We start from the raw sequence: 12842 nt of genomic DNA, 5'->3' as shown, positions 1-12842 counted from the left end.
ATTAGTCTTAAATAATTAGAAGCAGTATTTGTTCTCTGCTTTTACTTTTTCTGCAATTTCGATACGTAAATCTACGATATCTGGATAGTTTGCATATTTGGTAAAACGTTTAAGCCCCATTAGCATCATGCGTTGTTCGTCTCCTTCAGCAAAAGAAATAATACTTTCTTTTCCTTTTTCTTCAACGATATCTACTGCGTGATATAAATATAGTTTCGCCATTGCAATTTGAGCAGACTGTTCTTTTTCGCTAGTGCGTTTAACATTTTTCTCTGTTCTTAAAATTGCAGATTCTGCCATATAGATTTCAATTAATATATCTGCAGCAGCAATTAGTAACTGTTGATGATCTTCTAGATTTTGGCCATATTTTTGAACCGCTCCACCAGCAACCATTAAGAAAGTCTTTTTCAGTTTCTTAATCATTTCTTTTTCTTCTGAAAATAAAACAGAATAATCTGGTGTGTCAAAAGAAGGAATTCCCATTAATTCTTCTTGTACTTTAGATGCTGGTCCTAATAAATCTAAATGTCCTTTCATTGCTTTTTTAACAAGCATTCCAACAGTTAACATTCTATTGATTTCGTTAGTACCTTCGTAAATACGAGCAATTCTAGCATCTCTCCAAGCAGCTTCCATAGGAGTTTCTTCAGAGAATCCCATTCCACCAAAAATTTGAATACCTTCATCTGCACAATTTTGTACATCTTCGGATACAGCAACTTTTAAGATAGAACATTCAATGGCATATTCTTCAACACCTTTAAGCTCCGCTTCTTGGTGTGTATTTCCACTAGCAACTCTTAAAGAGATTCTGTCCTCAATATTTTTTGCTGCTCTATAGGTAGCAGATTCTCCAGCATAAGCACTAGCAGACATTTCTGCTAATTTTGTTTTTATAGCACCAAACTCAGCAATAGGTGTTTTAAATTGTTTACGCTCGTTCGCATAGTTAACAGCAGTGGATAATACACGACGTTGGGAATCTAAACAAGCAGCAGCTAATTTAATACGACCAACATTTAATGCATTCATTGCGATTTTAAAACCTTCGCCACGACCAGCTAGCATGTTTTCTACAGGAACAACTGTATCATTAAAGAATACTTGACGAGTAGAAGAAGCACGAATACCTAATTTATGCTCTTCTTCACCTAAAGTAATTCCGTTTGGGTTTTCTCCATCATATTCTACAATAAAACCAGTAATATTTTTATCGTCTTCAATACGCGCAAAAACGATCATCAAGCTACAGAAACCTGCATTAGAGATCCACATTTTTTGCCCGTTAATTTTATACGATTTACCATCTGCAGAAAGTTCTGCCGTAGTTTTTCCTGAATTAGCATCCGATCCAGCACCAGGTTCTGTTAAACAGTAAGCACCAAACCACTCACCAGTAGCTAATTTAGGAACGTATTTCTTTTTTTGTTCTTCTGTACCATATAAAGTAATTGGCATGGTACCAATTCCAGTATGTGCGCCAAAAGCAGTACTAAAAGAACCAGTACCAGAAGAAATATAATCGCAAGTTAATACTGTAGAAACAAATCCCATTCCTAGGCCATCATATGCTTCGGGAACAGCCACACCTAAAAACCCTAACTCGCCAGCTTTACGCATAACTTCTTCTGTTAAAGCATAATCTTTAGCTTCAAATCTAGCTTTGTGTGCAATGATTTCACGTTCGTTGAATTCCATTACAGCTTCCTTCATCATAGTTTGTTCTTCTGAAAAATCTTCAGGAGTAAAAACATCTTCACATTTTGTTTCTTTCACTAAAAATTGACCACCACGAAGGATATCTTTTTCTATATCTGCCATTTTATATTTTGTATTAAGTTCTTTTATTAGTTTAAAAATTCGAATATTCCACAAGCACCTTGCCCTGTACCAACACACATGGTTACTGCACCATATTTACCTTTCATGTCTTGCTTACGCATTTCATCAAAAAGTTGTACTGATAGTTTTGCTCCTGTACACCCTAATGGATGACCAAGTGCAATGGCACCACCATTTACGTTAATGATATCTGGATTTAAGTTTAATTCTCTAATTACTGCTAAAGATTGTGATGCAAATGCTTCGTTTAATTCTATTAAACTTAAATCATCTTGCTTTAAACCAGCTTGTTTTAATGCTTTTGGAATTGCAGCAACAGGTCCAATTCCCATAATACGAGGCTCTACACCTGCAGCAGCATAGTTTACCATTCTTGCAATTGGTTCTAAACCTAGTTCTTTAACCATGTCTTCACTCATAACCATTACAAAAGCTGCACCATCACTCATTTGAGACGAGTTACCCGCTGTAACACTACCTCCGGCAGCAAATACTGCTCTTAATTTTGCTAAAGCTTCTTTGTTGGTTCCTTTTCTAGGACCTTCATCTTTAGTTACTGTATATGACTTTGTAGCTTTTTTTCCGTTAGCATCAATATAAGTTTGTTCCACTTCTATTGGTACTATTTGATCTTGAAAACGATTTTCAGCTTGAGCTCTTAGCGCTTTCATATGTGAATTGTAAGCAAATTCATCTTGGTCTTCACGAGATACGTTGAATTGTTTTGCAACAGCTTCGGCAGTATTTCCCATTCCCCAATAATAATCTTCGTGACCCGCTTTTACTATGTCGTAGTTTAATTCTGGTTTAAAACCAGTCATTGGTACACTACTCATACTTTCTGCTCCACCAGCAATAATACAATCTGCCATTCCTGCTTGTATTTTTGCTGTTGCCATACCAATAGTTTCAACTCCTGAAGAGCAAAAACGGTTTACAGTTACACCAGGAACATCTACAATATCTAATCCCATTAAAGAGATTAAACGTGCCATGTTTAAACCTTGAGAACCTTCTGGCATTGCATTACCAACAATAACATCGTCAATACGCTTTGGGTCTAAATTTGGCAATTCTTTCATCATAAATTTGATGGTTTCTGCTGCCAATTCATCTGTTCTTTTAAAACGGAACACGCCTTTTGGTGCTTTACCAACTGCTGTTCTGTATGCTTTTACTATATATGCTGTTTTCATTTTTTCTTAGTTTCTTAAAGGTTTTCCTTTGGTTAACATGTGTTGAATACGTTCTAAAGTTTTACGTTCTGTACATAAACTTAAGAATGCTTCACGCTCTAAATCCAATAAATACTGCTCGCTAACTAAAGTTGGTTCCGATAAATCTCCACCAGCCATAACGTAAGCTAATTTGTTTGCAATTTTCATATCGTGTTCAGATATGTAATTAGAGTCTTGCATAGAATCTGTTCCTACTAAGAACATTCCCAATGCTTGTTTACCTAATACTTTTACATCTGTACGCTTTACAGGTTGTGTATAACCAGAATTAGCCATTAACATAGCGTGTTGTTTTGCAACTGCTATCTGACGATCTTTATTAACTACAACCACATCTTTTCCTTTTTGAAGTAAGTTTAAGTCGAAAGCTTCATATGCAGAAGTGGATACTTTTGCCATACCAATAGTTAAGAAATGTTCTTGTAAAACGTTTAATTGAACATCACCTTTTTGGAAAAGGTCTTGTGCTCTTAAAGCCATTTCTTTAGAACCACCACCACCAGGAATCACACCAACACCAAACTCTACAAGTCCCATGTAAGTTTCTGCGGCAGCGACTACTTTATCAGCGTGTAATGATAATTCACAACCACCACCTAAAGCCATTCCATGAGGAGCAGAGATAGTTGGTATAGAAGAATAACGCATACGCATCATTGTATCTTGGAAGTATTTAATAGCCATGTTAAGCTCATCATACTCTTGTTCTGCAGCCATCATGAAAATCATTCCAATGTTTGCACCAACTGAAAAGTTTGCCGCTTGATTACCAACTACTAAACCAGCGAAATCTTTTTCGGCTAAATCAATACCTTTATTTAATCCTGCAAGAACGTCTCCACCAATGGTATTCATTTTAGATTGGAATTCTACATTTAAGATTCCGTCTCCAATATCTTCAATAACAACACCAGAATTTTTAAATACCTCGTTTGTTTTTCGAATATTATCTAAGATGATGAAACTATCTTGACCAGGTATTTTTGTTTGTTTTTTAGAAGGAATATCATAATAATAAGAAGCGCCTTCTTTTACTGTATAAAAGGAAGTACTACCAGCAGCAAGCATCTCATTTACCCAAGCAGCAGGCTCTAAACCTTCGGCTTTCATTAATTCGATTCCTTTTTCTACACCAATAGCATCCCAAATTTGGAAAGGACCATGTTCCCAACCAAAACCAGCTTTCATAGCGTCATCAATTTTGTAAACATCGTCTGAAATTTCTGGAATACGATTAGACACATAAGCAAATAATGCTGTAAAGCTTTTTCTATAAAATTCGCCTGCTTTATCTTTTCCTTTAACTAATACTTTAAAACGATCTACGACTTTGTCTATCGTTTTTGTTAATTCTAAAGTTGCAAATTTTGCACGCTTAGCTTGACGATATTCTAAGGTATTTAAATCTAGAGAAAGAATTTCTTTTTTCCCTTCTGCAGAAACACTTTTTTTATAAAAACCTTGACCGGTTTTGCTTCCTAACCATTTGTTTTCCATCATGGTATTGATGAAATCTGGTAATTCAAATAACTCTAAACGTTCGTCATTAGGACAGTTTTCTCTAATTCCGTTGGCTACATGAACTAGAGTATCTAAACCAACAACATCAACAGTTCTAAAAGTTGCCGATTTAGGACGACCAATTACTGGTCCTGATAATTTATCTACTTCTTCAATTGTTAAATCTAAATCTTTAACAGCATGAAATAAACTTTGTATGCTGAAAATACCAACTCTATTACCAATAAAAGCAGGAGTGTCTTTAGCGACAACAGAAGTTTTTCCTAAGAATTTTTCACCATATTCATTTAAAAACTCTAATACAGAAGCATCTGTATCTGGTCCAGGAATGATTTCGAATAATTTTAAGTAACGTGCTGGGTTAAAAAAATGTGTACCACAGAAATGCTTTTTAAAATCTTCGCTACGCCCTTCGTTCATGAATTTAATAGGAATTCCTGAAGTATTAGATGTAATTAAGGTTCCTGGAGTTCTGTGTTTTTCTAAGTTTTCGAACACCATTTTCTTAATGTCTAATCTTTCTACTACAACTTCCATAATCCAATCTACATCTGCAACTTTAGCAATGTCGTCTTCTAAGTTACCTGTAGTGATACGACTAGCAAAAGCCTGATTATAAATAGGAGAAGGTTTTGATTTTAAAGATGCGGTTAAGGCATCGTTTACTAATCTGTTTCTTACAGCTTTGTCTTCTAGAGTTAAGCCTTTCGCTTTTTCTTTGTCGTTTAGTTCTCTAGGAACAATGTCTAATAATAATACATCTACACCAATATTGGCGAAGTGACAAGCGATACCGCTTCCCATAATTCCGGAACCAATAATCGCAACTTTTTTAATTCTACGTTTGCTCATTTTATTTTAAGGTATGTTCTTTTTTGTTGTATATTTTTTTGTTAGATATCATATTATTAATGACTTCTGCTACTTTGTAAAAACTTTCTAGTTCTGCTGGAGCTACATTGGCTTTAATGGTGTCATTAAAAGTTAGTACTTTTTCTTTGGAGTAACTTCTTTTTTTTCTTCCAAATTCGGTTAAAAAAATTAGCACACCACGACCATCTTCAGGGTTTGGTTTACGTTCTATTAAACCTCTTTCTTCCATGTTTTTTAAAGTACGCGATAGGCTAGTAGCTTCCATTCCCATTTTTGGACCTAAAGAGGTAGATGGAGTACCATTTTCAGGATCTATACTTAATAATGCAAAACCAGTTGCCATTGTACTTTCAAACTTTGCAGCTTCTTCATTATACATTTTAGTTACAGCTAACCAGGTAGTTCTTAGTATATAATCTATTGTTGCATCTTTCATTTAGAAATTTTTGATTTCCAAATATACAAAAATATACTATGCGTGCATAATAAATTATGAAAATATTGTGTATAATGTAAAAAGCTCCTATAATTAGGAGCTTTTATTATTTATCTGTAAATTTTATCGTAGAGATCTTGATGAATCTTTTTAATTATAGTTCTTTTCATTTTCATGGTAGGCGTTAAGTGTCCTGAATCTATTGTCCAAACTTCGGGAGTTAGCTCAAAGCGTTTAATTTGTTCCCATTTACCAAAATGATTATTACAGACTGATATTTCTTTTTGAATTTCATCAATTATTTCGGGAGATGTTGCAATAGCTTCATTAGTTGTAGTAATCTTTTTGTGTTCTCTTTCAATCCAATCTTTAATATATTCAAAATTTGGTTGAATGATAGCTGCTGGCATTTTTTCTCCTTCACCTACGACCATTATTTGTTCAATAAAACGAGATTGTTTTAATTCATTTTCTAAGAGTGTAGGAATAACATATTTACCACCAGAGGTTTTAAACATTTCTTTTTTTCTTCCGGTAATTTTTAAGAAACCATCTGGGTCTATTTCACCTTTGTCTCCAGTGTGAAAATAATCACCAGTCATTACTTCTGCTGTTTTTACAGGATCTTTATAGTAACCAAGCATTACATTTGGACCTTTAATTAAGATTTCTCCATCCTCAGCAATTTTAACTTCTACATTAATAATGGGTTTACCAACGGTTCCTAATCTAAAAAACTGGTCTCGATACATTTCTACTGAAACTACAGGTGAGGTTTCGGTAAGTCCATAACCTTGCATAACTTGCATTCCTGCAGCAGAGAAAACTCTAGATAGTCGTACTTGTAGAGCAGCAGAACCGGATACCATAGTGTTTAATTCGCCACCAAGTGCTTCACGCCATTTACTAAAAATAAGTTTGTTTGCTATTTTTAATTTAAACTCGTACCAAGATCCATTTGCTCCATAAGGCTCCCATTGTTCTCCAAGTCTAACAGCCCAATGAAAAAGGGCTTTTTTTATACCAGATAAATCTTCGGCTTTAGCCATAATTTTATCGTAAACTTTTTCTAATAGTCGTGGTACAACACTCATTAGATTTGGTTTTATTTCTTTAGCGTTTTCTCCTATTTTATCTATTCCTTCAGCAAAGTAAATGGTAGCTCCTGCATATTGATATAGGTATATTAATACACGTTCAAATACATGACAGATTGGTAAAAAGCTTAATACTCTATTTTCTTGATTAGCCATAAAAGGTAATCGATGCGAAGCATCTAACGCATTGCTGGTAATGTTGTTATGTGAAAGCATTACACCTTTTGGTTTTCCTGTAGTACCCGAAGTGTAAATAATGGTTGCTAAATCGGAAGGTAATACAGCATTTTTTCTAGCTTCTACGTCTTTTTGTGAGCTTTCGTCTTTACCTAGTTCAAATAATTCGGAATAATGCTTACAACCTTCAATTTCATTAAAAGAATACACTTCTTTTACTTTTGTATTAGCTTGTACTTTACGTACTTTTTCTAATACTTCTTTATCTGAAACAAAACAGAAAATAGCTTCACTATGGTTTAATACATATTCATAATCCTCGGCAGAAATAGTAGGATAAATAGGGATATTCTGTGCACCTGTTTGCAGGATTCCAATATCCATGATATTCCATTCTGTTCTATTTGTTGAAGAAATGAGAGCGATTTTATCGTCTTTTTGGATTCCCATTTTTAATAAAGCGCGACTTATAGCGTTTGCTTTATCTAAATATTCTTTGGTAGAAGTTTTAACCCACTCGCCGTTTTTCTTAGTTACTAAAGCTGCATCTAAGTTATATTTTTCGAGTTGATAATATGGAAAATCAAAAAGTCTAGTAATTTCTGTCATTAGGAAAATTTAGTTTGAAGAGTTGCAAAGTATGAAATTAATACTTGTTTTCAAATAACTTAAATTAAAAAGGAACTATAAAATTATAGTTCCTTTAAAAATTGGCCGACAGAATCGATGATTCTTTATCATTCGTAGTAAAATATTATGTTATCCCTAAATAACTAACTAAGTACTAAATATTAGAATGATTCGCTTATTTCATGTAAAATTAGAATATATGATGTGTTTTAAATTGTAAATTAACGTAAAGTTTAATTTTTTAATATTTTTTTTAAAAAATCGTTGTCTTTTTTAAAAAAGGAAGTAGGGGATTCATTCATAAAAAGTTTAAAATCTTTATTGAAATGAGAAGAATCGTAGTAATTATACATATATATAAGATCTTTAAGGTTTATCTCATTATTTTCATATTTTTTTAAAAGCTTAATAAATCTAAAAGATCGAATGTATTTTCCAGGTGTAATACCAACAATTTTTTTGAACTGTGTTTCTAAGGTTTTTTGAGAAATTTTTATTTTAAATAATATCTGGTCTATATTTATTAATCCTTCACTTTCTTTTATTAAATCAATAGCTTTATCTATTAGTATCGTATTTTGATTAATGGTTAAAGGAACTGTATGCAATAAATTTTCTATCTGTTGAACTGCTATTTTAGGTGTTTCGTAATTTTGAAATATATTATTTAGTTTTTCTGCAAAAGAAGCATTTATTTCATGAAGCGGTATATGTTTGTTTTTAATTTTATATACATCTATCGTTAATAGTTTATATAATGCAGTTGGGTGTAAGGAGATACCAAAAGAAGCGCCAACTTCGTTAACAACAAATTTATAAGATTGATAAAATAAACCACTTAAGGTTAATTTATGTAATGGTATTTCTTTGTTTTTTACAACAGCTTTTTGTCCAGTAGCAAAAATATAAGTTATAGTTGTATTTCCACTTGGTAAAATGGCGGATTGAAATGGTATCGATTTTTCAAATAAAAGTTCAAAATACTCTTCCACTAATGGAGAGGTATTCTCGTTTTCAAAATAATTTAATTGCATTTAAGAGGGATTCTAAATAGCTTTGTTGTTAAATTTTTAAACGGAATTTTAATTTTTAGGGTTAAATATTTTTATGGTAAGTGGTTAATAGTAATATTATTACGCTTTAAATATGTTAGGTGCATAATATTTACAAAATTAATTATTTTTAATTTGTTGTTGTTGTATAATATCGAAACTATAGTTTTTTTTCTACAAAATAAATAAGCTATTTTTTCTCAATCCATTGTCTAGCATTAACAAATGCTTCCAGCCAAGGAGACACTTCATCTTTTCTGTTTTCTGGGTAATTAGCCCAATTCCATTGAAATGTTGAACGCTCAATATGTGGCATTGTTACTAAATGTCTTCCTGTTGTGTCACAAAGCATTGCTGTGTTAAAATGGGATCCATTCGGATTATTAGGATAGCCTTCATAGCCGTATTTAGCTACAATATGATATTCGTTTTCGTCAAGCGGAAGATTAAATTTTCCTTCGCCATGCGAAATCCAAACCCCTAAAGTACTTCCTGCTAAAGAGGAAAGCATTACGGAATTATTCTCCTGAATTTTTACGGAAGTAAAGGAGCTTTCATGTTTATGCGAATCGTTATACGTCATTTTACCATGTGTTTCATGCTCTGGATTAATGAGTTCTAATTCCATCCAAAGTTGACAACCATTACAAATACCAACAGATAAAGTATCTTCTCTTTTAAAGAAGTTTTTTAAAGCTGTATTTGCTTTTTCGTTATACATAAATGCTCCAGCCCAACCTTTGGCAGAACCCAAAACATCACTATTTGAGAAGCCACCAACTGCACCAATAAATTGTATATCTTCTAAGGTTTCACGACCAGAAATTAAATCGGTCATGTGTACATCTTTTACATCAAAACCTGCTAAATACATAGCATTTGCCATTTCCCTTTCAGAGTTTGATCCTTTTTCACGAATAATTGCTGCTTTAGGACGAGGTTGCTTCCCGTTGTTCGCAATGACGTCAGTTAGTTTTCCTGTGAAATGTTTAGGGAATGTATATTGTAAAGCTTGATTTTTATAATTGTTATATCTGTCTTCAGCTAAACCATTCGCGGTTTGTTTTTGATCGAGTAGGAAAGAGGTTTTATACCAAACATCTCTTAATCTAGAAACAGTTAAAGTGAAAACCTCGTCATGGTTAATAATGCTTAGAGTGTCACTTTTTGTTACTTTTCCTATGTTGAAAAATGCAATGTTTGCATCCGATAATATTTTTTCTACGGAAGCATCCGAAGATTGAAAAACAATTCCTGCATTTTCAGAAAAAAGTAGTTTAATCGAATCTTTTTCCGCTAAATCAGATAGGTCTAATTCTGCACCAAGATTTGTATCAGCAAAACATAATTCTAATAGAGTTGTAATTAATCCACCAGAGGCAACATCGTGTCCTGCAACAATTTTATCGTCTTTAATTAATTGTTGTATGATGTTAAACGTATTTTTTAATTGTGCAGCATCTTTAATGGTAGGTGTTTCTTTTCCTATTTTGTTTAATACTTGCGCAAAAGAACTTCCTCCTAGTTTAAAAGTATCTTGTGAAATGTTGATGTAGTAAATATTTCCAGCATTTTTGTTTAAAACTGGTTCTACAACTTTAGTTATATCGTTACAGTTTCCAGCAGCCGAAATAATTACCGTTCCAGGAGAAATAACTTCTTCTGTTGGGTATTTCTGTTTCATAGAAAGCGAATCTTTTCCTGTAGGAACATTGATTCCTAAATCGATAGCAAATTCTGAAATTGCTTCTACAGCTTCATAAAGTCTAGCGTCTTCCCCTTCATTTTTACATGGCCACATCCAGTTTGCAGATAATGAGATAGATTGAAGTCCATCTTTTAAAGGTGCCCAAATTATATTGGTAAGCGATTCTGTAATCGCATTTCTACTTCCTGCTGTTGGAGAAATTAATCCAGAAATAGGAGCATGTCCAACCGAGGTTGCAATACCTTCTTTTCCTTTATAATCTAATGCCATTACACCACAATTGTTAAGTGGTAATTGTAAAGGTCCTGCGCATTGTTGTTTTGCAACTTTACCACCAACACAACGGTCTACTTTGTTGGTTAGCCAATCTTTACAAGCAACAGCTTCTAGTTGTAATACTTGATCTAAATAGTTTAAAATATTATCGGAATTATAAGTAACAGCATCATAGTTTCTGTTTACCGTTTTATCTGTCATTATGGTTTTTGGCGAACTACCAAACATGTCTTCTAGTGCTAAATCCATTGGCTTGTCTCCTTTAGTTTTAGACTCGAAAGTAAATCTGTTATTGCCTGTAACATCTCCGACAGTATACATTGGAGAGCGTTCTCGTTCTGCAATTTTACTTAATGTATCTATATGTTTTTCGGCAATAACTAATCCCATTCTTTCTTGAGATTCGTTACCAATAATTTCTTTTGCTGAAAGTGTTGGATCACCAACAGGTAATTTATCTAAATCGATTTTTCCACCGGTATCTTCAACTAATTCGGATAAGCAATTTAAGTGTCCTCCAGCACCGTGATCGTGAATAGAAACAATAAAATTATCTTCGCTTTCTACCATACCACGAACGGCATTTGCAGCACGTTTTTGCATTTCAGGATTAGAACGTTGTACAGCGTTTAGTTCGATGCCAGATGCAAATTCTCCGGTATCTGCACTAGAAACTGCAGCTCCTCCCATTCCTATTCTATAATTTTCGCCACCAAGAATAACAATTTTATCGCCTACTTTTGGTGTGTCTTTTAAAGCTTGTTCTGCTTTGCCATAACCAATTCCTCCAGCTTGCATGATTACTTTGTCGAAACCAAGTTTTCTAGCATCTTCTTCATGTTCGAAGGTTAAAACGGACCCGCAAATAAGTGGTTGACCGAATTTATTACCAAAATCGGAAGCACCATTAGAAGCTTTTATTAAAATATCCATTGGTGTTTGGTATAGCCAAGGGCGTTCTTCCATTTTTAGTTCCCAAGGTCTTTCGTTTTCTAATCTAGAATACGAAGTCATGTATACAGCAGTTCCTGCTAAAGGCAAAGAACCTTTTCCACCAGCAAGTCTATCTCTAATTTCACCACCAGAACCAGTAGCTGCCCCATTAAAAGGCTCTACGGTTGTAGGGAAATTGTGTGTTTCTGCTTTAAGCGAAATGACAGAATTAAAATTTTGCGTTGTGTAAAAATCTGGTTTATCTGCAGTTTTAGGAGCAAATTGTTCAACTGTTGGTCCTTTTACAAAAGCTACATTGTCTTTATAAGCGGAAACAATATCGTTTGGAAATTGTTTTGAAGTTTCTTTAATTAATTTGAATAGTGACGTTGGTTTTTCTTCGCCATCAATGATGAATGTTCCGTTAAATATTTTATGACGACAATGTTCTGAGTTTACTTGTGAAAATCCGAATACTTCAGAATCGGTTAGTGGTCTTCCTATTTTTTGTGATACACTTTCTAAATATGCCACTTCTTCGTCATTTAGGGCTAAGCCTTCTTGTTGGTTAAAAGCAGCAATATCTTTAATGTTAAGAATAGTTTCTGGTTCAATATTAATGGTAAATGATGCTTGGTGAAGGTTTTTGTATTTTTCAGAAATCATAGGATCGAAGTCTTTAAAATCTTCAGCTACAGCCTTAAATTCTTCAATTCTAATAATATCTGAAATGCCCATATTTTGAGTGATTTCGACAGCATTGGTACTCCAAGGAGTTATCATGGCTGCACGAGGACCAACAAAAAAAGCATCTAAAGATGCTTGTTCTATTTTTGGCTGGTTGCCAAATAACCAAGTCAATTTTGAAATGGTTTGGGTTGATAATTCTTTTGTTGCTTGAACAGCAAAGACTTTACTGTTTTGGTTTCCGAAGAAATGAATCATTATATAGAGGTTTGAGTGTTGTTTTTAAAGAGACAAATTTAAGTTTTTTAGTTCTATTTTTCGACTAAAATAATTGCTTAATTTTTTAGTTATTCACTATGTTTTGAACAA

7 protein-coding genes are annotated in these 12842 nt (G+C 33.5%); all 7 read right to left on the bottom strand.

Features of this window, described 5'->3' with window-relative positions; all coding sequences use genetic code 11:
* Positions 1–15: 15 nt before the first annotated feature.
* Positions 16–1824: an acyl-CoA dehydrogenase family protein gene (locus ACVC3Y_RS12650; protein ID WP_303423954.1), complete on the bottom strand. Its 1809-nt coding sequence runs from the start codon at positions 1822–1824 to the stop codon at positions 16–18.
* Positions 1825–1850: 26 nt separating this feature from the next.
* On the bottom strand, positions 1851–3041 hold the full coding sequence (locus tag ACVC3Y_RS12645; protein ID WP_452227090.1) for an acetyl-CoA C-acyltransferase: 1191 nt from the start codon (positions 3039–3041) through the stop codon (positions 1851–1853).
* Positions 3042–3047: 6 nt separating this feature from the next.
* Positions 3048–5456 carry a 3-hydroxyacyl-CoA dehydrogenase NAD-binding domain-containing protein gene (locus ACVC3Y_RS12640; RefSeq protein WP_452227089.1) on the bottom strand — a complete coding sequence of 803 codons (2409 nt, stop codon included), beginning with the start codon at positions 5454–5456 and terminating at the stop codon, positions 3048–3050.
* Position 5457: 1 nt separating this feature from the next.
* A complete protein-coding gene (locus ACVC3Y_RS12635) occupies positions 5458–5913 on the bottom strand; it encodes a MarR family winged helix-turn-helix transcriptional regulator (RefSeq protein ID WP_303423951.1) in 456 nt (151 codons plus the stop codon).
* 110 nt (positions 5914–6023) lie between these two features.
* The gene (locus ACVC3Y_RS12630; RefSeq protein ID WP_303423950.1) at positions 6024–7796 is read right to left on the bottom strand and encodes an AMP-dependent synthetase/ligase; all 1773 of its coding nucleotides are present in this window, start codon (positions 7794–7796) and stop codon (positions 6024–6026) included.
* 254 nt (positions 7797–8050) lie between these two features.
* Positions 8051–8851 (bottom strand): helix-turn-helix domain-containing protein, encoded by an 801-nt coding sequence (locus ACVC3Y_RS12625; RefSeq protein ID WP_303423949.1) that lies wholly within the window; start codon positions 8849–8851, stop codon positions 8051–8053.
* 208 nt (positions 8852–9059) lie between these two features.
* Positions 9060–12731: a phosphoribosylformylglycinamidine synthase gene (gene purL, locus ACVC3Y_RS12620; protein WP_452227088.1), complete on the bottom strand. Its 3672-nt coding sequence runs from the start codon at positions 12729–12731 to the stop codon at positions 9060–9062.
* Between the last annotated feature and the right edge of the window lie 111 nt (positions 12732–12842).

The sequence above is a fragment of the Lacinutrix cladophorae genome, from assembly GCF_053604645.1.
The sequence above is the reverse complement of the archived record's forward strand: the minus strand, read 5'-3'. Positions and strand labels throughout refer to the sequence as shown.